At 44.9% G+C, this 22,415-nt stretch carries 16 protein-coding genes; 13 read left to right on the top strand and 3 right to left on the bottom strand.

The genetic code is table 11. The features are described 5' to 3' along the window. Nucleotides 1-384 precede the first annotated feature (384 nt). The 8 genes from R7E51_RS22665 (at nt 385) to R7E51_RS22630 (ending at nt 11,209) form a co-directional block, all read left to right on the top strand. Nucleotides 385-1,182, top strand: a complete 798-nt coding sequence (locus R7E51_RS22665; RefSeq protein WP_206958329.1) for an SH3 domain-containing protein — start codon at nt 385-387, stop codon at nt 1,180-1,182. Nucleotides 1,183-1,334: 152 nt separating this feature from the next. Then, a complete protein-coding gene (locus R7E51_RS22660) occupies nt 1,335-1,883 on the top strand; it encodes a phosphatase PAP2 family protein (protein ID WP_005379690.1) in 549 nt (182 codons plus the stop codon). 3 nt (nt 1,884-1,886) lie between these two features. After that, the gene (locus R7E51_RS22655; protein ID WP_005379691.1) at nt 1,887-2,933 is read left to right on the top strand and encodes an MJ1255/VC2487 family glycosyltransferase; all 1,047 of its coding nucleotides are present in this window, start codon (nt 1,887-1,889) and stop codon (nt 2,931-2,933) included. 553 nt (nt 2,934-3,486) lie between these two features. Next, complete coding sequence (gene calR, locus R7E51_RS22650) at nt 3,487-4,446, top strand: LysR family transcriptional regulator CalR (protein WP_005379693.1); 960 nt, start codon at nt 3,487-3,489, stop codon at nt 4,444-4,446. Between the two features lie 293 nt (nt 4,447-4,739). After that, entirely contained in the window at nt 4,740-6,548 is a 1,809-nt protein-coding gene (locus R7E51_RS22645; RefSeq protein ID WP_054574257.1) for an AMP-dependent synthetase/ligase, read from the top strand. Between the two features lie 449 nt (nt 6,549-6,997). Further along, a complete protein-coding gene (locus R7E51_RS22640; RefSeq protein ID WP_005379695.1) occupies nt 6,998-8,722 on the top strand; it encodes an acetolactate synthase 3 large subunit in 1,725 nt (574 codons plus the stop codon). A gap of 1 nt (nt 8,723) precedes the next feature. Further along, nucleotides 8,724-9,218 carry an acetolactate synthase small subunit gene (gene ilvN, locus R7E51_RS22635; protein ID WP_005379697.1) on the top strand — a complete coding sequence of 165 codons (495 nt, stop codon included), beginning with the start codon at nt 8,724-8,726 and terminating at the stop codon, nt 9,216-9,218. Nucleotides 9,219-9,328: 110 nt separating this feature from the next. Beyond that, complete coding sequence (locus R7E51_RS22630) at nt 9,329-11,209, top strand: sensor domain-containing diguanylate cyclase (protein WP_005379698.1); 1,881 nt, start codon at nt 9,329-9,331, stop codon at nt 11,207-11,209. Nucleotides 11,210-11,263: 54 nt separating this feature from the next. Here the strand turns inward: R7E51_RS22630 and R7E51_RS22625 are convergent, their stop codons facing one another. Next, nucleotides 11,264-11,950, bottom strand: coding sequence for a GntR family transcriptional regulator (locus R7E51_RS22625; RefSeq protein WP_182039642.1), 687 nt, complete (start codon nt 11,948-11,950; stop codon nt 11,264-11,266). Between the two features lie 157 nt (nt 11,951-12,107). Then, a complete protein-coding gene (pykF, locus tag R7E51_RS22620) occupies nt 12,108-13,520 on the bottom strand; it encodes a pyruvate kinase PykF (protein ID WP_005392243.1) in 1,413 nt (470 codons plus the stop codon). A gap of 433 nt (nt 13,521-13,953) precedes the next feature. Here pykF and R7E51_RS22615 point away from each other — a divergent pair, with 433 nt between their 5' ends. Both R7E51_RS22615 and glmS read left to right on the top strand, forming a co-directional pair. After that, entirely contained in the window at nt 13,954-14,715 is a 762-nt protein-coding gene (locus R7E51_RS22615) for a DeoR/GlpR family DNA-binding transcription regulator (protein ID WP_005379701.1), read from the top strand. A gap of 110 nt (nt 14,716-14,825) precedes the next feature. Further along, nucleotides 14,826-16,658 carry a glutamine--fructose-6-phosphate transaminase (isomerizing) gene (glmS, locus tag R7E51_RS22610; protein ID WP_005379702.1) on the top strand — a complete coding sequence of 611 codons (1,833 nt, stop codon included), beginning with the start codon at nt 14,826-14,828 and terminating at the stop codon, nt 16,656-16,658. Between the two features lie 82 nt (nt 16,659-16,740). Here the strand turns inward: glmS and R7E51_RS22605 are convergent, their stop codons facing one another. Next, the gene (locus R7E51_RS22605; protein WP_206958327.1) at nt 16,741-17,823 is read right to left on the bottom strand and encodes a glycerol dehydrogenase; all 1,083 of its coding nucleotides are present in this window, start codon (nt 17,821-17,823) and stop codon (nt 16,741-16,743) included. A gap of 352 nt (nt 17,824-18,175) precedes the next feature. Between R7E51_RS22605 and dhaK the strand changes: the two genes are divergently transcribed. The 3 genes from dhaK to ptsP are packed head-to-tail and all read left to right on the top strand — an operon-like array spanning nt 18,176 to nt 22,286. Next, on the top strand, nt 18,176-19,234 hold the full coding sequence (gene dhaK / locus R7E51_RS22600; protein ID WP_054574262.1) for a dihydroxyacetone kinase subunit DhaK: 1,059 nt from the start codon (nt 18,176-18,178) through the stop codon (nt 19,232-19,234). Nucleotides 19,235-19,249: 15 nt separating this feature from the next. Continuing rightward, nucleotides 19,250-19,885 carry a dihydroxyacetone kinase subunit DhaL gene (gene dhaL / locus R7E51_RS22595; protein ID WP_206958325.1) on the top strand — a complete coding sequence of 212 codons (636 nt, stop codon included), beginning with the start codon at nt 19,250-19,252 and terminating at the stop codon, nt 19,883-19,885. A 1-nt stretch (nt 19,886) separates the two neighbouring features. Next, on the top strand, nt 19,887-22,286 hold the full coding sequence (gene ptsP, locus R7E51_RS22590; RefSeq protein WP_206958323.1) for a phosphoenolpyruvate--protein phosphotransferase: 2,400 nt from the start codon (nt 19,887-19,889) through the stop codon (nt 22,284-22,286). Nucleotides 22,287-22,415: the final 129 nt, after the last annotated feature.

The following is a 22,415-nucleotide window of genomic DNA, read 5'->3' as shown; positions in this document are numbered from 1 at the left end:
CGCGCGAACTGGTCACGATCAGGAGGAGGCTAAGCAGGATAGAAAAATGAGCTAACATAGTTGTTAAGCTTTCCACATAATTAAGTTAACAAATTAGTACCGCACTCCATGAAGCGCGTCAACCCTAAAGTCGATTTTTTATTCATATCGGATGAGTCTTTTCGTTTGCTTGAAAAAAATGATGCACTAAGTGAAACGACATGATGCGATAGAAACGTGCTAGAAGAAGTAAGTTCTCATCAAGTTTGCGACGTTTCATTACCAAAACAAGCATCGGGATTGCGACTTGTCACACAAAGGTCCGAATTGTTTGGCAAAAGTTTTGAATGACCATTTATAGTAGTGCAGTTGCACTAGGTAAAAGAAATAAGGGTTAGGGAAAGAATGAGGTTAACAAAACAATTTGGACGTTCAGCCATAGTATTTACTCTGGTCAGCTTGTCGGGTTGTCAGCTGTTTCAATCGCAGACCTATGTGGAAGTGGCTTCCCCCGTTGTTATGAATGATCACTCGCAGAGCGTCATGGTTATCAATGATCAAATGGATCGATTTTTGAGTTATGAGGGACGCGAATCGTTCTTGAATCAGATGCTTGTTGCCCTTGAGTCTGACAGCCGAAATAAGTTTAAAGGTAAAGATCCGGAAACGTATTCTTGGTGGAAGATCCGCGTTCAACCTAGTGAGAAACAGCAAGCGGAAGTTTTCCGACCAACCACTGAAGGTGTCGATACTTCAAGCCCAGTAGAGTTTATGGATGTTTCTTACCGCTCTAAGACCACATTAAACCTACGCTCCAAACCGAGTCTTGAAGGGGAAAAGCTTGGCGTATTATCGAAAGGGGAAGTCTTTAATGTGCTAGCAAAAGTAGTTGATCAACCTTGGTTTCTCGTTGAACAGAAAGGAGTGATAAAAGGTTATGTCCATAAGGATTATGCGCGCAGCAATGTGATAAATCGTGACATTTTATCTACACAGCCTAACCCTTTACTAGAGCCTAACTCTAGTAAAACGGAGCAAACGAGTATAGAGCATGAACTGTCGGGAAACTATACTTGCCGCTCACTGAGCTATGAGCTTACAAAAGATGGCGACATGACGACGGGCTCTTTGCGCGCCTGCCGCAAGAAGAGAAAAGTCTGGTATATAGACACCCCTCAACCGCAACCAGCAAACCCTTCTTAATGTTCTATTTTTATGGTTATGCCCAATAGATAAATTGTTGGGCACACCTTAATTTGGCCTTTGTCATTAATTGTCCAAATTCCCGTCATGCTGTTGTCACCTAAACCTCCTACTTTTCACACAAAGGTGTTGTCAAAGTAAGGAAAGGTCACATGCGAACCATAGAGACAATTACACAGCCAATTGCAACCATTGCTAAGTTTGATTTAGCGCTCTCTAGTGTTTGTCTTAAGCACCGTTTTAATCAACAAGTCGCCAATATCAGCAAAGGAGTCTCCCACAGTGGTGACGGGCACCTTTACTTGGTGTTGGGTTTATTAGCTTGGTATTTAGATAAGGAGCAAGGAGTCTGGTTTTTACTGGCGGGTTTACTTGCTTTTGCTATCGAGCTACCAATTTATTGGACGCTGAAAAATAGTTTTAAGCGTCGTCGCCCTGAAGAGCTTAGTGCACTCCTTCCTGCTTTTATTACTCCCTCTGATCGCTACAGTCTTCCTTCAGGACACACTGCCGCTGCGTTTGTCATGGCGACGCTGATTGACCATTTCTATCCGAGCCTAGGCGTTGCTGCATTCTTTTGGGCAAGTTTAATTGGAACCGCGCGAATCTTATTGGGTGTGCACTTTTTTACCGATGTCATCATTGGTGCACTGCTTGGCAGTCTTTGTGGTGGATTAGCGATTGCGATGTTAGGAGGCTAATTGATGAAAATCTTGTACGGTGTTCAAGGGACAGGAAACGGACACATTGCACGCGCAAGGGCGATGAGTCATGCGTTTAAAGAGCACGATGTTGAGGTCGACTTTTTGTTTTCTGGGCGAGCGCCGGAAAAATACTTTTCAATGGAAGCATTTGGCGATTACCAGACTCGCCGAGGCTTCACCTTTATTACCGAAAAAGGCTCTGTAAACTACGCGAAAACAGCATTGAATAACAATTTGGTGCAGTTTTTCAAAGAAGTTAAGCAACTCGATCTGTCGTCCTACGATCTTATCATTAATGATTTCGAACCTGTGACTGCGTGGGCAGCGAGACAACAAAATAAGCCTTCTATTGGTATCAGCCACCAAAATGCTTTCCGTTATCCGGTGCCACTAAAGGGAGCAAGTTGGTTAGATAAATCCGTCATTGAATACTTTGCGCCTTCTCAACATCACCTTGGTTTGCATTGGCATCATTTTGATCAACCTTTGTTACCACCGATAGTGCATACCGTCGATAGCCAAGCAGAAAACGACGACTTCGTGTTGGTGTATCTACCGTTCGAATCGATTGAAGATATCTCGGACTTATTGTTCCACTTTAATCAACAAGCGTTTATCTGTTATCACCCGGATGTGATCGAATGTGAGCAGGTAGAAAACATAGAACTGCGCCCTTTATGCCACAGCAACTTCCAGCATCATTTGCATCGCTGTAGTGGTGTCATTGCTAATGGTGGGTTTGAGCTTCCTTCAGAAGCCTTGTCTTTGGGGAAAAAATTGTTACTAAAGCCACTCGCGGGTCAATTCGAGCAGCAGAGCAATGTTGCGACCTTAGAAGACTTAGGGCTTGCGATGTCGATGGAGAGCTTAGACATTTCCGCAGTACGCCAGTGGCTGAAGGAGCAACAAGCCGAAAGTGTGAAATACCCAGATGTTGCTCAGGCTATTGTTCATTGGGTATTGCAAGGTGCATGGGATTCAAAAGCAGAGTTATCCAGACAGCTGTGGGAGCAGGTTGATTTTCCAAGTTACGTGTCGAACATTTAAGTACGTTGTTCAGTACATTGTTCCTTCCATTTTTGACACGATTTTGTTGCAGCCTTTCTGTTTGGAAGGCTGCATTTTTATTCTTCCTCTCTCATTTCTATTCAGTGCGTATTTGCTGATAATTTGACTGATAAGTGCGAAATTCAATCAGAGATATAGCTGCTATATGTTGTTCTTATCCCAACCAATAACTGAGCCAAATGCATGCTTGTGTTAACCACCTGTCCTATCAATTTGCTAAATACGTCCTCAAAGAATGCATTTTTACGTGTTTTATAGTTTTTTATGTTTTTATCAAGTTTTTGTTATTTAACGAATAAATACCTAATTGGCTAAAATTTACTGATTAAATATCAATCTAGTTGCGAAACCGCAATCGATTAGTTGATAGTACAGTTCGAGCCGGAAGTATCCGGACGATAAATATAATAAAAAGTTAGGTTATCTATTCGTAAAATGATTCGAATCCAGCCGCCGTCTTTTGTGCGAGATGGGATTCTATTCGTTATGAATTTAATGAACAAAGTTGACGATTACAAAAGAGGCGCACTCAATGTTAGAGAAGAAAGACGCGATGAGCGCAATTGCTAGCTACCGTATGGAAAGCACTTTGCGTGGTGTAGATTTAAACCTACTGACTGTATTTGATGCTGTAATGCAAGAGCAAAATATTACTCGTGCAGCACATAACCTAGGCATGTCTCAGCCGGCGGTAAGTAACGCCGTGGCACGCTTAAAAGTGATGTTTAACGACGAGCTATTCATGCGCCAAGGCCGTGGTATTCAGCCTACGCAACGAGCTCGTCAACTGTTTGGCCCTATTCGCCAAGCACTACAGCTGATTCGCAATGAACTTCCTAGCTCTGTATTCCAACCAGAATCTTCGACTCGCTTATTCAAGCTTGCGATTTGCAGCCCTTGTGACATGCGTTTTGCTCCGAAGATCATGGCAAAAGTGAATCAACAAGCACCAAACGTTCAGCTTCATCTAGATGCAGAATTTGACCGTTTGTTGTCTGAGCGTATGCGCTACCAAGAAATTGATTTCGTGATCGACTACGCTCGTTTTGATGAGCAAGGTTTCTCAAGTACTGAAATCTTCAAAGATGAATTAGTGGTTATCGCATCAAAAACACACCCACGCATTCAAGGTGGTGTGACGGCTGAGCAACTGCTTAACGAAAAGCATGCGAAGTTATCGAAAGTGCATGGCCAACGTAGTTTCTCAGAGCAAGCGTACCGTGAACTGGATTGCCAAGCGGCGTATGAAGGTTCTAGTTTAAGCAACCTACTATACGTGGTGGGTCAATCTGAGCTTGTGACTATTGCACCACGTTGGATGGCGGAAAATGCGGTAAACAGCGATCAACTGCAAATTCTTGATTTCCCATTTGCGAACAAAGAAATCAGCGGATTCTTAAGCTGGCATGAATCAAGTGAAAAAGATAAAGGCCACATTTGGCTACGCGATCAACTGATGATCACTTGTGGTGAAGTCGTTGCCGCAAAATAAGATGACGTTTGGTCTTCTCGATTAGACCATATTGGTAATCATCAATTTTTACAATTCATTGGTCCCCGAGCGATTTTTGTCTCTCGGGGCTTTTTGTTTTCGTAATCAACAATCTAAACAGTAAGTTAAATAGAGTAATCATTCAGCAATTTGAGGTACGTTCGCGACGTATAAGTGATAGTTGTCTCTTATTAGTGATAAGTTTGATACTGGTCAGTTGCGTTTTAGCAAGCCGTGAGTACACTTGTTCGCTCAATTAGCTTACGCCTGTAAGCCAAAAGGTAAGTAAAAGAATGGCCAAGTTAGATTTTCATATCGTTAAACGTATTCGTGAACAAATTGCGAACGGTGGTACACGCGTTGCACTCAAGCATAAAGTGGGTGAGGAGTGGCAAGGTATTACGTGGACGCAATTTGGTCAGCAAGTTGATGCTTTATCACTTGCACTTTTGGCTCAGGGATTAGGAGTCCAAGATAAGATCGGCATTTTCTCGAACAACATGCCGCAATGGACGATCGCTGATATCGCAGCACTGCAATTACGCAGCGTGACAGTACCTATTTACCCCACCAATACTTCCGCCCAGTCGGCGTACATCATTAACAATGCAGACGTCAAAGTTCTGTTTGTTGGTGAACAGCCTCAATTTGATGCAGCAGTGAGCATTTTCGACCAGTGCGAACAGTTAGAGCTCATTGTTGCGATGTCTGATGATATAGAACTTGGCGATCATGATTTCGTTATCTCTTGGCAAGCATTTGTTGCCAAAGGCGACGCTACATATCAAGTTGAATTGGACGCGCGTTTAGATCAGGCAAAAGAAGATGATCTACTCACGCTGATCTACACCTCGGGTACAACAGGCCAGCCAAAAGGCGTTATGTTGGACTACGCAAACATTGCGGCGCAATTGGAAGGGCACGATCAGCGCTTGAGCCTTTCTCAAAGTGACGTGTCATTATGTTTCCTTCCGTTATCACACGTATTTGAGCGCGCTTGGACCTTTTATGTATTGTACAAAGGGGCGACCAACTGCTATTTGCAAGACACCATGCAAGTACGTGATGCACTGAGCCAGGTGCGACCTACCGTGATGTGTGCCGTACCGCGTTTCTATGAGAAGATCTTCTCTGCGATTCATGAGAAAGTGTCTCGCGCGCCGATTCATCGTAAGATCATGTTTACTTGGGCAGTCAACATGGGCGCAAAAATGGCCGCTTGTCATCAAGAAAAACGTCAGCCATCGCTCTTGCTGCGTAAGTCATACGCTTTGGCGGATAAGTTGGTTCTGAGCAAACTGCGTGCGCTACTTGGCGGGCAAATCAACTTTATGCCTTGTGGTGGTGCAAAGCTGGATGAAACCATCGGTCGATTCTTCCATGCGATTGGTATCAACGTTAAGTTGGGCTACGGCATGACTGAAACCACGGCGACAGTATCGTGTTGGGATGATAAATGTTTTAACCCCGACTCTATTGGTATGTCGATGCCTGGCGCACAGGTTAAGATTGGCGAAAACAACGAGATTCTGGTTCGTGGTCCAATGGTGATGCGTGGCTATTACAAAATGCCAGAAGAGACGGAAAAGACCTTTGATGAGCACGGTTTCCTAAAAACGGGCGACGCTGGTTACATTGATGAAAATGGCAACTTGTTCATCACCGATCGTATCAAAGAGTTGATGAAAACTTCAGGTGGTAAATACATCGCTCCACAAATGATTGAAGGTGCGATTGGTAAAGACCACTTCATCGAGCAAATCGCAGTCATTGCGGATACTCGTAAGTTTGTTTCTGCGCTTATCGTGCCTTGTTATGACTCGCTAGAAGAGTACGCGAAAGAGCTGAATATCAAATATCACGATCGCGTTGAGTTGATTAAGCACCACCAGGTGGTCGAAATGCTTGAGAAGCGGGTGAACGATCTTCAAAAAGAGTTGGCAAAGTTTGAACAAGTGAAGAAGTTTAAACTGTTACCAAGAGCTTTCTCTATGGATGATGGTGAGTTAACGCCAACTCAAAAACTTCGTCGTAAAGTCATCAATGACAAATACCAAGATGAAATTGAAGAAATGTATAAGGAAAAGTCGGATAAAAAGTAACTTAAGCTGACTTAGATTTTATATTGATGAAAAAATCCCCAGTGATGTGATCGCGCATTGCTGGGGATTTTTGTTTGTATTGATTTTTTCTGCTTTGCTCGTCAAATAACGCTATTTCGCACCCTATAGCTAAAACCTTATGAAATAATGTTCTTTTTTTGAGCGTTAATTTTTTAGGTTGTACTGTGAAATAGGAGATGTGTGGCTGCTATTCCTACTAACATTCTAATTACTAGTATCTTGTTTAAAAAGTAGACCAATCTCTCATTAGACCCTTTGATAATAAAACGTTACATTTGTTGGGTAACCTTGCGGGATGTTATGACGAACGCAAGACATAGCCGAAAACGTGGAAGTATTTCGATTAGGCTACGAATAAGACCTAGACTATGTAAAACCAGACCAATCCGTTGACCTTACGGTGAGGAAACTGGCTAAGGAGAGCAATTATGACAGCAATGTTGTCAGGCGCAGAGATGGTGGTTCAATCTCTGATAGAAGAGCACGTAGAGCAGATCTTTGGCTACCCAGGTGGCTCTGTTTTGGATATCTACGATGCACTGCATGCCAAAACCGATCAAATCAAACACGTACTTGTAAGGCATGAGCAAGCCGCCACTCATATGGCAGATGGTTACGCTCGAGCTACCGGTAAACCGGGTGTCGTACTTGTGTGCTCGGGGCCGGGCGCGACCAATACCATTACGGGTATTGCAACAGCGTATATGGACTCTATCCCAATGATCGTTATCTCGGGTAACGTACCAAATAGCCTAATTGGTAATGATGCTTTCCAAGAGTGTGACATCGTCGGTGTCTCCCGCCCAGTGGTCAAACACAGCTTTTTAGTAAAAAAAGCGGAAGATATTCCTGAAACAATCAAAAAAGCGTTTTATATCGCGACTACAGGTCGACCTGGTCCAGTTGTGATTGATTTGCCAAAAGATGTAATGAACCCGCAAATCAAACTGCCTTATCAATATCCAGAAACGCTTTCAATGCGCTCTTACAAGCCGACAACTTCGGGCCATAAAGGCCAGATTAAAAAAGCGCTTAAATCGCTATTAGAAGCGAAAAAACCAGTGCTTTATATCGGTGGTGGTGCGGTGATTTCTGGCGCCCATGAACATATTTTAGAGCTTTCCGACAAACTGAACCTACCCGTTGTGAGTACTTTGATGGGCTTGGGGGCATTCCCGGGTACACATAAAAACTCACTGGGCATGTTGGGTATGCACGGCACTTACGAAGCTAATATGGCAATGCATGAAGCGGATCTTATTTTTGGTATCGGTGTGCGTTTTGATGACCGTACAACCAACAACCTTGAAAAGTACTGCCCAAACGCAAAAGTGATGCATATTGATATCGATCCGTCATCGATCTCGAAAAACGTGAAAGTGGATTTGCCGATCGTAGGTTCTGCGGAAAAAGTGCTGACAACCATGCTCGGGCTGCTTGCAGAGCAAGGTAGTGGAAATGATCAAGATGCTATCACTGCATGGTGGGATGACATTCAAGTATGGCGTGACCGCAACTGCTTGTCTTATGAAACGTCTCCAGAACGAATCAAGCCACAGCAAGTAATTGAAACGCTGCACAAGCTAACTAATGGCGACGCATATGTGGCGTCTGATGTGGGCCAGCATCAGATGTTTGCGGCGCTGTACTACCCATTCAATAAGCCGCGCCGTTGGATAAACTCTGGTGGTCTTGGCACCATGGGATTTGGTCTTCCGGCTGGCATGGGCGTGAAGTTTGCCATGCCACAAGAAGAGGTCGTGGTTGTGACTGGTGACGGCAGTATTCAGATGAATATTCAAGAATTGTCGACAGCCATGCAATACGACATTCCAGTGAAGATCATCAACCTGAACAACCGATTCTTAGGCATGGTAAAACAGTGGCAAGACATTATTTATCAAGGTCGTCACTCTAATTCTTACATGAGTTCTGTTCCTGACTTTGCAGCGATTGCAGAAGCTTATGGTCACGTCGGTATTCGTATCGAAACGCCTGATCAGCTCGAAGAAGGGCTACAAAAAGCGTTGGATATGAAAGATCGTCTGGTGTTTGTGGACATCAACGTAGACGAAACCGAACACGTATACCCGATGCAAATCAAAGGTGAGGGTATGGATAAAATGTGGCTAAGCAAAACGGAGAGAACTTAATATGAGACACATTATTTCATTGCTATTGGAAAACCAACCGGGTGCGTTGTCTCGTGTTGTTGGTTTGTTCTCTCAACGTGGTTACAACATTGAATCTTTGACGGTATCACCGACTGATGATGAAACCCTGTCGCGAATGAACATTACCACGACATCTGATGAGATGCAGTTGGAACAAATTCAGAAGCAGTTACACAAACTGATCGATGTGCTGAAAGTACAAGAAGTCACCGAGTATGAGCACATTGAGCGTGAACTGATGATGGTGAAAGTGAAAGCCAGTGGTTTTGCGCGAGCAGAAGTGAAGCGGACGGCAGACATCTTCCGTGGCCAGATCGTGGATGTCACGGCTTCCCAATACACCGTACAACTTGCGGGTACGAGTGAAAAGCTAGATGCCTTCATTCAAGCGATATCCGAAGTGACCGAAGTTGTCGAAGTTGCTCGCAGTGGTGTCGTTGGCATTGCGCGAGGAGAGCGAGCCCTCAAACCTTAACTCTCTGATTGCATATAGAAAAGCCACTTAATCTAAGTGGCTTTTTTGTTTAGAAAATAACAATTAATGATATAATTGTCGTTTTAGTAAGCATGATAGGCATTAGACGTGTGAAAGTACCTAAGCGAGTCGGCACCTTATTGGCGACAGCACTATTTTTTAGTGCACTCACTGCCGCTTACTACTATCAGAAATATCTGACATTGTTAGAAAACAATGTTGAGAACACCGCTCAAGAAGCGTTACATCAATTGGCCTATACTGGCCGTGAATACAGCAATATTCAGGATCAAATCGAAACGATCAGTGACCTACTTGGTCACAGCCAAAGTCTGTATGAATATCTGCGCCAACCTAACCGGGTGAACCGTTCCATCTTAGAAGACATGTGGATCTCGGTCGCAATCAATCAAAAGTTGTATAAGCAAATTCGCTTTCTTGATGTTTCTGGTCGAGAAAAAGTGAGGATTAATTATGAGATTGAAACAGGCGCTGCGTTGCCCGCGATCAAATTGCAAAATAAGTCAGAGCGAGATTACTTTCAATTCGCTAAGAACTTAGACGATGGCGAAATCGCTTCGTGGGGGATAGGTTTAGAACGAGAGTATGGCGAGTTAGTCTATCCCTATAGCCCGTCACTGCGCATTTTGATGCCTATTTCGCTTAACGGAAAGCGCGAAGGGTATCTCGTCCTTAATGTTGATATTGACTATTTATCTTCTCGACTCAACTATTCGTCAGTGCTTGATTTCCATATTGAGCTGATTAAGAGTGACGGATTTTACATTGATAGCCCTAAATCAGCTCGTTTGTATGGCCATATAATTCCCGCTCGCTCTCAATTTAATTTTGGCCGGATGTACCCAAACATTTGGCGTAGTTTAAATTCAAAAGATTCGGGCTATGCTTACAATGGTTCGAATTTGGTCGCGTATCGCACCATCCAGTTTGTTTCTAGCGAACCTCTTCATCTGGTTATTGATCTTACCAATGAGCAGTTATTATCCCGAGCTCAGAGGGATATTGATGACTTAATCCAAGAAGCGTTTTTTGTTCTAAGTTTGGTGCTCGGCTTCACTTTGCCGACGGCAGCCCTTGCTCTGCATTATCGGCGTCATAGTATGGAATCGAAGTTGGCTCGAGCTGCTCTTGATGGTATGACTGCGGTGATGATCTCGGATGCTTCACATAGAATCATCATGGTTAATCAAGAGTTTGAAAACATGATGGGTTACTCAACCAAGCATGCCCAAGGTTGGAGTGCACATCATTTAATTCTCTTACCTGAAGATCTCGAAGCAAACCTGAGTATCTGGAAAACACTGAAGAGTGAACACGTATGGGAAGGGGAGATTCGTTGTCGAACTAAGTTTAATCAAGTCTTTACTGCAATAATGCGTATTCAGGCGAATTTAACCAAATCAGGTAAAGTGAGTTATTACATTACGTCGCTGGTGGATATCTCTGGGCAAAAAGAGTTAGAAGAAAAATTACGAAACCTAAGCGAAAAAGATGGCTTGACGGGGTTGTGGAACCGCCGAAAATTTGAAGAGCAATTGGCGCAATATGCGGGGATTATTGAACGCTATCCTGATAGCCCTCCTGCTTGTTTGGCGTTGTTTGATATTGACCACTTTAAACGTATTAATGACGAGCTTGGCCACGACGAAGGAGACAAGGTGATTTGTAGTGTCGCAGAAACCCTCCTAGAAGAAGTCCGCAGCACAGACTTTGTATCTCGTGTCGGTGGTGAGGAATTTGCAGTGATTATGCCGCATACAACACTAGAAGAGGCTGAAATTGTATTGAACAGGCTACGTGTCGCGGTTCAAATGCGTAGTGATAGAGGCATTACTGTCAGTGCTGGGTATAGTGATTTAACCTCTGATCGTACAAGAACGTATAAATGTGCTGATATTGCTTTGTATGAGTCAAAAAGTGCAGGGCGTAACTGCGTATCGCTATGTCATAGTTATGATGATATTGCTTAGTGCTTTTACAAAAACGAAAAAACGGGGATAGACCCCCGCTTTTTAGTCTCAGCGTTATTCGCTAGCCAGTATGCGACATTGGTTGTCGATGGCGGCTTCGATACACTGTATTGACTGTCTCAAATAACGCTCTAGATAACCTAAAGCATCCTGACTCTTTTTGTCTAGCGATGCCTTCATCAGTATTTCTTGCTCATCGAGATTACAGTGCCCAGGGTTCCCTGTGCCTAAAATCTGCATCGCGAAGTATTGGTAGCGTTTAATTTGCGTGAGTAGATCGCGGAAAAACCCAAACATATTGACAGAGCCAGCACCTTCAAACAGCGCAGTAAGAAACTGATTTTGGCGCTCTTCCCATTCCCTCCAGCAAAAGCTTTCGCCAGGTTTTACTCGGGATAACTTGTGATAAGCAGTTAGTACATCCAGTTCCCATTTTTCATCGCCAATCGTAATTGCCTTACTGAGTAAGCATGCGGAGACCATTTGCAGGCTTTCGTACAAGTCATGTAACTCATCTTTACATACAGGTGCAACCCAGCAGCCTTTTTGCGGCTCGAGTTTGACGTATTTGCTCCAAGATAATTGCACCAATGCTTCTCGAATGGGTGACGCTCCTACGTTGTACTCCTCTTTGAGTTCGGCAACCACGAGTTTTTGACCTGGTTTAAGCTCGCCATCGAGAATATCCTGACGGATCATTCTTAATACTTTGTCGGTAAGAGTGGGACTAGACACATACACCTCATAGAAACTTTAATCGTGACGATAAAATTAAACAGTACGAAATTCTGATAGAGGTAAATAATACAATTAGCCTATTATGAGAGCAAGAAGGCCATATAAAAAAGGAGGGCATAAGCCCTCCTTCTCAAGAAACTGAAGTGTTAAAAATTCAGTCTTATAGTACGTGTACAGAAGCTGTGTTCGTAGTACCTGAAGCAACTAGAGCGCCAGAAACCATAACAACGATATCGCCCTTGTTACCTAGACCTGATTCTAGAGCAAGTTCTTTACCCGCTACGTAGAATGCGTCAGTGCTTTCGATTGAATCAACAACTACAGGAGTAACACCTTTAGTTAGAACTAGCTGTGCAGCAGTTTTCTTGTTAGTTGTTAGCGCTAGAATGTTTGCAGTTGGGAAGTACTTACGTACTGAACGTGCAGACTTACCGCCTTCAGTTGCAACAACGATAAGTGGAGCAGCTAGTTTCTCAGCTGTGTCTACTGCACCTTTACATACTGCTTCAGTGATGCGTAGGCGTGGGCTGTCTAGACGAGAACCTAGTTCAGCTTTTAGCGCTGAGTCAGTACGGTTCGCGATTTGAGCCATGATAGTTACCGCTTCAACAGGGTATTTACCTTTCGCCGTTTCACCAGAAAGCATTACTGCGTCAGTACCGTCCATTACCGCGTTAGCAACGTCGCCTGCTTCCGCACGAGTAGGACGTGGGTTGTTGATCATAGAATCAAGCATTTGAGTTGCTGTGATAACCATCTTACGTGCACGGTTACACTTCTCGATCATCATTTTCTGAGCGAAGATTACTTCTTCAGCTGGGATTTCAACACCTAGGTCACCACGTGCAACCATGATGCCGTCAGAAAGCTCTAGGATCTCGTCGAAGTTATCAACACCTTCTTGGTTTTCGATCTTAGAGATGATGTGGATGTTCTCGCCGCCGTTTGCAGCAAGTACTTCACGGATTTCTTGAACGTCAGACGCTTTACGGATGAAAGAAGCTGCTACGAAGTCAACGCCTTGCTCACAACCAAACTTAAGGTCGTTCTTATCTTTTTCAGATAGTGCAGGTAGGTTTACAGAAACGCCAGGAAGGTTAACACCTTTGTTTTCGCCTAGTGCACCGTTGTTAAGAACTTTACATTTAACTTCAGTTTCAGTCTTAGAGATAACTTCCATCTCGATTAGACCGTCGTCTACTAGGATAGTGTTACCTACGTTTAGGTCTGCTGCGAAACCAGCGTAAGTTACTGCAACTTTATCTTTGTTACCTACAACTGAAGTGTCAGTTGTGAAAGTGAACTCTTGACCTGCTACTAGATCAACATCGTTACCGCCTTCTAGCTTGATAGTGCGGATTTCTGGACCTTTAGTATCTAGAAGAATTGCTAGTGGTTTGCCAGTAGCTTCCATTACTTTACGGAAGTTCGCGATACGAGTGCCGTGTTCTTCGTAGTCACCGTGAGAGAAGTTAAGGCGCATTACGTTCATGCCTGCGTTAACTAGTTCAGTTAGCTTCTCTACAGATTCTGTTTTAGGGCCAATCGTACATACGATTTTGGTCTTTTTCATGGAAGATACTCTCCGGTAAGTATAGTTACAATTTGAAAGTCGGTTATTTACTCTGAAGTCAGGACGTTTTTGATGACATTTAGTACCTGTCACCCACCGATTTTTCGTCTCATTATTAGAACTTCAGATTCTGAAAGTCTTTCACCAAGTTTAGTCATTTTATGACTAAAAGATCGGCGATTTTGGTTACCTTTTTGTGACTAATCCCACTTTATATGCAGAAAGTTGCAAAAAAATAGCCTTCAATTCTGTAATTTTTTTTCTTTTCGGTGGCGAATTCTACCACTGAATGAATCCAATATCACTGTTTAAGAATTGTCTTAGGACAAGGTTTTATCGAGAAATATTAATTTTTTGGATCGAAATAAATGGACTTGAAAGTTTCGGTTTGACTATAATAAGTTTCACATCGAAACTTAAAATAAAAACTTAAATGTCGAAACGAAACACTCAATTAAGAAGACACGCCATTTCTAACTTGGTTTCTGAACTAGGAGAAGTCAGCGTTGATGAACTTGCTCAGAAATTCGAAACCTCAGAGGTCACGATTAGAAAGGATTTAGCTTCTTTAGAGAAAAACGGCCAACTTCTACGCCGCTATGGCGGTGCGATTGCTATCCCAAAGGAAGTCATTCACGAAGAATTGGGCGCTAATGTTTCGACTCGAAAGTTAAGCTTAGCAAAAGCAGCAGCATCATTGATTCGCGATCATAATCGCATCGTGATCGACAGTGGCAGCACGACTGCCGCGCTGATTCAACAGTTGAATGACAAACGTGGCTTAGTGGTCATGACCAACTCGTTGCATGTTGCTAACGCCCTAAATGAATTAGAGAGCGAACCGACACTGCTGATGACTGGCGGTACTTGGGATACGCACTCAGAGTCCTTTCAAGGCAAAGTAGCCGAATCTGTATTACGAGCTTACGACTTTGACCAACTATTCATCGGTGCGGATGGCATCGATCTCGAGCGTGGAACCACGACATTTAATGAATTGGTTGGCTTAAGTAAGGTAATGGCAGAAGCGTCACGTGAAGTGATCGTAATGATAGAGTCCGAAAAAATCGGCCGTAAGATCCCAAACTTAGAGCTCGCTTGGCATCAAGTTGATGTGTTGGTGACCGATGCAGATATCCAAGCAGAGCATAAAGTACAGATAGAACAACATGGCGTGAAAGTCATTTGCGCCTAATAATGTAATCAGTTTCATATTTCACTTCCCTCTGGATAAAGGCCTTTGCTTGCTGCCTCTATTTGAAATCATGGCTAGGGAAGGACAAAACTACAAACGGAGATAAACACATGTGTGGAATCGTAGGTGCAGTAGCACAACGAGATGTTGCAGAAATTTTGGTTGAAGGTCTACGCCGCTTAGAGTACCGCGGTTACGACTCTGCTGGCGTTGCGGTTGTTGATGGCGAATCAAACCTAACGCGCGTTCGTCGCTTGGGTAAAGTACAAGAATTGGCTGATGCAGTAGAAGAAGCAAAAGTGATCGGCGGAACTGGTATTGCGCACACTCGTTGGGCGACGCACGGTGAACCTTCTGAAATCAACGCTCACCCACACATGTCTGGTGATATCGCAGTGGTCCATAACGGCATCATCGAAAACCATGAAGAGCTGCGTGAGCTGCTTCAATCTCGTGGCTACGTGTTTGAATCGCAAACGGATACAGAAGTTATCGCACATATGGTTGAGTGGGAACTTCGTACTTCAGAAACGCTATTAGAAGCGGTACAAAAAACAGCAAAACAACTTGAAGGCGCATACGGCACGGTAGCGTTGGATCGCAAAGATCCTTCACGCATCGTAGTAGCGCGTTCAGGCAGCCCGATCGTGATCGGTTTTGGTGTAGGTGAAAACTTCCTAGCGTCTGACCAACTTGCATTACTTAACGTTACGCGCCGTTTCATGTACCTAGAAGAAGGTGACGTAGCAGAAATTACTCGCCGTGAAGTCACTGTGTTTGATGCAACGGGTGAGCCAGTTGAGCGTGAAATTGTTGAATCTAACGCAGAGCATGATGCAGGTGATAAAGGCCAATACCGTCACTTCATGCAAAAAGAAATCTATGAGCAACCTAAAGCGTTGATCAACACAATGGAAGGTCGTATCACGTCAGATTCTGTTGTGACAGACGCGATCGGTGTGCACGCGGCAGACATTCTAAGCAAAGTAGAACACGTACAAATCGTGGCGTGTGGTACGTCTTACAACGCAGGTATGACGGCACGTTACTGGTTTGAAGACATTGCAGGCGTTAGCTGTGATGTAGAAATTGCGTCTGAATTCCGTTACCGCAAGTTTGTGACTCGTCCAAACAGCCTATTGATTACGTTGTCTCAGTCTGGTGAAACCGCTGATACGCTAGCAGCACTTCGCCTAGCAAAAGAGAAAGGTTATATGGCGGCGATGACCATTTGTAACGTAGCAGGCTCTTCTCTGGTTCGTGAATCAGATTTTGCGTTCATGACTCGCGCTGGTGTTGAAATCGGTGTGGCTTCAACCAAAGCGTTCACGACTCAACTTTCTGCACTACTTATGTTGGTAACGGCACTGGGTAAAGAGCAAGGCCGCATCAGCAAAGAGAAAGAAAAAGAGATTGTTGAAGCGCTACACGCACTTCCTAAGCAAATCAACGCGGCACTTTCTTTCGAGAAAGAAATTGAAGCACTAGCAACGGATTTTGCAGACAAGCACCACACATTGTTCCTAGGCCGTGGCGAGTTCTACCCAATCGCGATGGAAGCGTCTCTAAAACTGAAAGAGATCTCGTACATCCACGCAGAAGCGTACGCGGCGGGTGAACTGAAACACGGTCCTCTGGCCCTAATTGATGCTGACATGCCTGTTGTTGTGGTTGCACCAAGCAACGACCTACTTGAAAAGCTAAAATCAAACGTTGAGGAAGTACGTGCGCGTGGCGGTCTTCTGTATGTATTCGCAGATGCAGACGCAGGCTTCGAAGGCGATGAAACAATGAAGATCATCACGATGCCTCACGTTAGTGAAATCACGGCGGCGATCTACTACACCATCCCTATGCAGTTGCTGTCTTACTACGTAGCACTGATCAAAGGTACGGACGTAGACCAACCACGTAACCTGGCGAAAGCGGTAACGGTTGAGTAATTACGCTTAACAGCAAAAATCCAAGCGGCACATGCGAGAGTATGTGCCGCTTTTTTATTTAAGCCCACTTTAAGGGGGTGAGTTATTGACCCAACTGGTGAGCGGTTAGAATTGCAGAGTAGACATTTTCTGCCGTCACTGGGAATGGCATATTGTGGATGGTTTCTCCCTCGGCCGTTGAGGCTTCGGCGACCTCGCGCAACTTAGCGTGGTTAAGCTCTTTAACGCCCATATCAAATAAGTTGGTTGGTAGACCTACAGAGCGGCAGAATGCAAGAACCGTATTAATCTCTTCCATCGCTGCGTTTTCTAGTACCAGCTGAACTAGTGTGCCGAACGCGACTTTCTCACCATGATAGAGATGATGACACTCTTCAAGCTTAGTTAGGCCGTTATGAATAGCGTGAGCACCCGCTAGACCACTGCTTTCAAAACCGATACCGCTTAGGTATGTATTGGCTTCAATAATGTTTTCTACCGCTTTGGTGCTCACACCATTTTCTACCGCAGCTTTTGCTTTTACACCATCTTCAAGCAAGGTTTCATAGCAAAGTTTCGCAAGCGCTTGTGCTGAACGCGTCGCTAACCCACCAGCCATTGTTGCCTTACCAGAAGTCATGTTGGAACGAGCTTCAAAGTAGGTGGAAAGCGCGTCGCCCATCCCCGATACAAGTAAGCGAACAGGGGCTTTGGCGATGACTGACGTATCCATGATGACCATGTCTGGGTTTTTAGGGATCATCAAATATTCTGCAAATTCACCTTCAGGTGTGTATATCACCGCAAGCGCTGAGGTTGGCGCATCAGTCGAGGCAATCGTAGGAACCACCACGACAGGAATTTTGGTGTAAAACGCAACAGCCTTTGCTGTATCTAACGTTTTACCACCACCAATACCGACAATGACATCGTGTTTTTGAGTCGCACAAATGTCCGTGATGCGTTCAATCTCAACGCGCGAACATTCGCCACCAAAAATGTTCATAGTGAGTGGAAGCTTTTCGTCAGCAAAACTTTGCTTGACGTCATCACCAACCAGGTTAGTCACGAACTCATCGGCAATTACTAACGGACGTTCACCCAATGTTTTCACATAGTGAGCGATAGATGTAAGTACTTGTTCACCTTGGACGTATTTGCTTGGGCTGATAATAATTTTGTCCATAATTCAAACCTTTAACCTTTTTATGTGTGTTTTGGACTGCAATGAATATCCATTGTAGGGATAAGGTTTATATTAGGTTTGGTGTGGTAAGTGGTGAAGGATATCTCTGCTTTTGTTCCATGCTTTTATGACCTCTGTGTCAAACCGACTGTCAGAAGTAATAAGCATCAGCATGCTTTATGGCGACGATCACTATTCAGGAAAATTTGTCGTTTTACGTTTCATATTGAAACAAAAATGCCGAAGATTTCGTTTCAATATGAAACGGATTGATTTTTGTTGAGCACGTTTTTTCTCTGTTTAAGATGAATTCATACCCTACATAAAAATATAAATGGAATGAGATAGAACGATGAAAAAGTTAATTAACCAAGTCGATGATGTTGTATTGCAGCAAATGGAAGGCCTGGCATTGTCCCGCCCTGAGCTAAAAGCCAACTACGAGCCTCGTTACATGTGGCACGAGGAAACGCCGGGGCAAGTGGCACTGGTTTCTGGTGGTGGCTGTGGTCATGAACCTTTGCACGCTGGTTTTATTGGTAAAGGCATGCTGACAGGCGCCTGCCCAGGAGAGGTATTTACTTCACCTACGCCTGATCAAATGTACGAATGTGGTAACCAAGTGAATACTGGTGAAGGCGTGCTATTTATCATTAAAAACTACACCGGAGACGTGTTGAACTTTGAAACGGCTGTGGAGCTGCTTCATACCGATGGCATCAAAGTTGGGTCGGTGTTGGTGGATGACGATGTTGCAGTCAAAGACAGCCTGTATACCGCTGGTCGCCGTGGCGTTGCTGGAACGGTATTGGTTGAAAAGTTAGTTGGGGCTGCCGCGAACAAAGGTTATTCGTTGGAGCAATGTGAAGCACTGGCTCGTCGCGTGAATAATCACTGTCGTTCATTTGGTGTGGCACTTAATGCTTGTGTTGTACCAGCGGCGGGTAAACCATCTTTTGTTCTGGAAGATGATGAAGTTGAGTTTGGTGTTGGTATCCATGGTGAACCAGGTATCAAGCGAGTGAAATACACCGACGCCGATACGTTAGTGGATGAGATGTTTGCTGAAGTTGCTGAAAACACGCCTTATCAGCGCACATTGCGTATTTGGAATCGTGACGAAGGTGAATGGGATGAAGTGGAATCCAGCATTGAGCCTTTCGCCGCTGAACACGACTACATCGTGATGGTGAATGGTATGGGTGGTACGCCAACTTCAGAGCTTTACGGAGTGTACCGCCGTCTGGCTCATAACTGCGAGCAAGCAGGGTTCCGTATCGTGCGTAATATGGTTGGTAACTTCTGTACGTCACTCGATATGGAAGGCGTTTCGATTACGTTGCTGAAGGCAGATAAAGAGATGTTGGAGCTGTTCGATGCTCCTGTCGATACGGCCGCGATCAAGTGGTAAGAGGGGGGAGCAAACATGCAAATTGAAAAACAACATATCGTTCACTGGCTAGAGTTATGTGCAAAAACGTATCAAGAGAATCAAGATTTTCTGACCGACCTTGATCGTGATATTGGTGACGCAGACCATGGTCTCAATATGAACCGTGGCTTTAAAAAAGTTGCTGAAAAACTGCCGCAATTTGCGGACCAAAATATCGGCAGCATTCTCAAGAATACGGGCATGACCTTACTTTCTAGTGTTGGTGGGGCAAGTGGCCCGCTGTATGGCACGCTGTTTATTCGCACGGCTGCCGCTGTCGGAACCCGAGAGCAACTAACGTTTGAAGAGTTGGTCGATGCACTAAAAAGCGGTGTGGATGGCGTGGTGTCTCGTGGTAAAGCAGAGCTGGGTGATAAAACCATGTGTGATGTTTGGTTACCCGTTTTAGTTAGCGTGAAGGCGTCGTTAGAAAATGGCATGAGCGCCGATCACTTACTTAATGAAATGGTTGAGCTAGCAGAAACGAACGCGGTTACCACGATTGAAATGTTGGCGAAAAAAGGGCGAGCAAGCTATTTAGGTGAACGCAGTATTGGTCACCAAGATCCCGGTGCAACCTCTTCTTTGTTAATGATTAAAGCACTACAGCAGGCAATAGCAGGTAATTAAGATGGTGGGAATTGTAGTTGTATCTCATAGTCGTCGACTTGCCGAAGGGGTGGCAGAACTTGCCACCCAAATGACGCAAGGCAAAGCCAAGCTTGCGATTGCTGCTGGGATTGATGATCCAGAGAACCCGATCGGAACCGATGCCATTGCCGTGATGGAAGCGATTGAGCAGGTACAAGATCAACAAGGGGTTGTTGTGTTGATGGATCTTGGCAGCGCGTTGCTTAGCACGGAAATGGCTCTGGACCTGATTGATGATCATGTGAGGGAAAATGTCACCCTTATCTCGGCACCTATTGTTGAAGGAACCATGGCGGCGTCGGTGGCTGCCGCCGCCGGACTGCCTTTATCGACGGTAGTCGAAGAGGCACAGAATGCGTTAAGCGTAAAACAAGAGCACCTTGGTGATCAGCCACTAACATCCGCTGAGATAGCGCCAGTATCAGAGAACTTTGAGCAAGAATGGACATTTGATTGGGTAGTGCAAAATCCGCATGGATTACATGCTCGTCCCGCTGCGGCCATTGTTGGTGCACTCGCGCCTTTTGACTGCCAATTATGGTTGAAAAAAGGCGAGCGCCGTGTGAACGCGAAAAGCTTAAACAGCATTGCGAAACTTGGCGTTCGTAGCCAAGAGACGATCACGCTGTGCGCACTCGGCTCTCAATCCAGTGAAGCAATCAAGGCATTTGAAGCCTTAGCTTATGAGCACTTCGGAGAAAAAGAGGCGGTTGAGCAAGGCATTATCGAACCTGAAGAAAGTTCAGATACTCTGCTCGATGGCATGGCCTCAAATCAGATTGAAGGTGCTGTTGTTGGTATTCGAGTCAATGACGGTATCGCTACTGCTCCTGCTGTCCTTTTTACTCATGAAATGCCAGCAGTGCCTGAACGTGATTTCCAAAGTGAACAAGATGAAATTGAACGGGTTAAGCGTGCGATAGGTGTGGTTGTTCAACATTTGCAGGAGCAAGCGAAGCAGCCGAAAGGGGAAATATTTTCCGCTCATAGCATGATGCTCAGTGACCCAGAATTATGGGCATCGGTCGAGTCGCGAATTCAAACGGGCATGATAGCCGAGCAAGCTTGGGTAGAATCACTGCAAACGTTGGCCGAAGAGTTTCGCCAGGCAGAAAGTCAGTACATGCGGGAACGCGAAGCAGATGTGCATGATATAGCACGCCAAGTTATGGTCGAAATGACAGGCGTAACGCCTAATGCCATCGACATTCAGGAACCGAGTATTTTGTTGGCCCGCGACCTGATGCCTTCTGATGTGGCCGGGCTTGATAAATCGAAAGTGCTTGGTATCTGTTTGAGTGAGGGAGGGAAAACCTCTCACAGTGCGATTCTTGCCCGTGCGATGGGGATTCCTGCCATCGTTAAAGCTCAGGGCTGCCTTGATGCTGTGCGTGCTGGTCAAGTGGTGACTATTGATGGCTTTCGAGGGCATTTATGGTTCTCTCCTTCAGATGCCATACAGCAGGAATTAGAAGCGCAACAAATTGAGTGGCAAAGCACCCGACAACGTGCACTAGCGAGTGCTCAGCAAGCCGCAGTCACCTGTGATGGTGTCCATATTCCAGTACTCGCCAATATTGGTGGACCGAAAGATATTGATGATGCACTAACATCAGGAGCTGAGGGCGTTGGTCTATTTCGGACTGAGTTTCTATTTCAAAACAGTGATGAGTTGCCAACTGAGGAAGCGCAATACCAAGTGTATCGTGATATTGCCGCCGCACTTGGTGATAAGCCACTTACGATTCGTAGTCTAGATGTTGGCGGTGATAAGCCTTTAGCCGCTTATCCTATGCCAGCAGAAGATAATCCATTTTTAGGTTTGAGAGGGGTGCGGTTGTGCCTTCAACATGAGTCATTGTTTACCGCTCAACTTCGAGCCATTCTGAGAGCCTTTCACGAGCAACCGAATATTCAATTGATGATACCGATGGTGGCTCAGGTTGAAGAAGTGAGAAAAGTAAAAGTGCTGTTGGCGCATCAAGCAAACCAACTCGGCTTGGATGCGACTCATTTGCCCGTTGGTATTATGATTGAGGTACCAGCCGCGGTGTTAAATGCTGATGCGTTAGCCCAAGAAGTCGACTTTTTCTCTATCGGCACCAATGATTTGACTCAATATGTTATGGCCGCCGATCGAGGTAACGCCGCTGTTGCTGAATTGGTGAACTACTTTGAACCATCGGTACTAAAAGCCATTGAGCTCACGTGTGCAGCAGGCGATCGCGCGGGCATACCGGTTAGTATGTGTGGTGAGATGGCTGGCGATCCAAATGCCACAGAAACATTGCTTCGCGTGGGGTTGCGAAAATTCAGCGCCAGTTCGAGTATGCTCCCGGGACTAAAAGCGCAGATTCGTCAGTTGTCTGTCGATGTTTAATCGATACCTTATCGTTAGTACATCTGTACCGGCGTGCTTACGCCGGTTTTACTTTTGTTTTCAGCCCTAAACCACCTACTTCAGTAGGTGGTTATCATCCGTTTCGGCTTTGCCTGTAAAACTACTCAT

The sequence above is a fragment of the Vibrio sp. Vb1166 genome (genome assembly GCF_033338695.1).
In the GTDB taxonomy this organism is placed as follows: domain Bacteria; phylum Pseudomonadota; class Gammaproteobacteria; order Enterobacterales; family Vibrionaceae; genus Vibrio; species Vibrio alginolyticus.
This window is presented reverse-complemented; position numbering and strand designations above follow the sequence as displayed.

Excerpts from the sequence above, each read along its gene's own strand:
- R7E51_RS22665 (WP_206958329.1), top strand. The coding sequence starts at position 385 with ATGAGGTTAACAAAACAATTTGGACGTTCAGCCATAGTATTTACTCTG.
- R7E51_RS22660 (WP_005379690.1), top strand. The coding sequence starts at position 1,335 with ATGCGAACCATAGAGACAATTACACAGCCAATTGCAACCATTGCTAAG.
- R7E51_RS22655 (WP_005379691.1), top strand. The coding sequence starts at position 1,887 with ATGAAAATCTTGTACGGTGTTCAAGGGACAGGAAACGGACACATTGCA.
- calR (WP_005379693.1), top strand. The coding sequence starts at position 3,487 with ATGTTAGAGAAGAAAGACGCGATGAGCGCAATTGCTAGCTACCGTATG.
- R7E51_RS22645 (WP_054574257.1), top strand. The coding sequence starts at position 4,740 with ATGGCCAAGTTAGATTTTCATATCGTTAAACGTATTCGTGAACAAATT.
- R7E51_RS22640 (WP_005379695.1), top strand. The coding sequence starts at position 6,998 with ATGACAGCAATGTTGTCAGGCGCAGAGATGGTGGTTCAATCTCTGATA.
- ilvN (WP_005379697.1), top strand. The coding sequence starts at position 8,724 with ATGAGACACATTATTTCATTGCTATTGGAAAACCAACCGGGTGCGTTG.
- pykF (WP_005392243.1), bottom strand. The coding sequence starts at position 13,520 with ATGAAAAAGACCAAAATCGTATGTACGATTGGCCCTAAAACAGAATCT.
- R7E51_RS22615 (WP_005379701.1), top strand. The coding sequence starts at position 13,954 with ATGTCGAAACGAAACACTCAATTAAGAAGACACGCCATTTCTAACTTG.
- glmS (WP_005379702.1), top strand. The coding sequence starts at position 14,826 with ATGTGTGGAATCGTAGGTGCAGTAGCACAACGAGATGTTGCAGAAATT.
- R7E51_RS22605 (WP_206958327.1), bottom strand. The coding sequence starts at position 17,823 with ATGGACAAAATTATTATCAGCCCAAGCAAATACGTCCAAGGTGAACAA.
- dhaK (WP_054574262.1), top strand. The coding sequence starts at position 18,176 with ATGAAAAAGTTAATTAACCAAGTCGATGATGTTGTATTGCAGCAAATG.
- dhaL (WP_206958325.1), top strand. The coding sequence starts at position 19,250 with ATGCAAATTGAAAAACAACATATCGTTCACTGGCTAGAGTTATGTGCA.
- ptsP (WP_206958323.1), top strand. The coding sequence starts at position 19,887 with ATGGTGGGAATTGTAGTTGTATCTCATAGTCGTCGACTTGCCGAAGGG.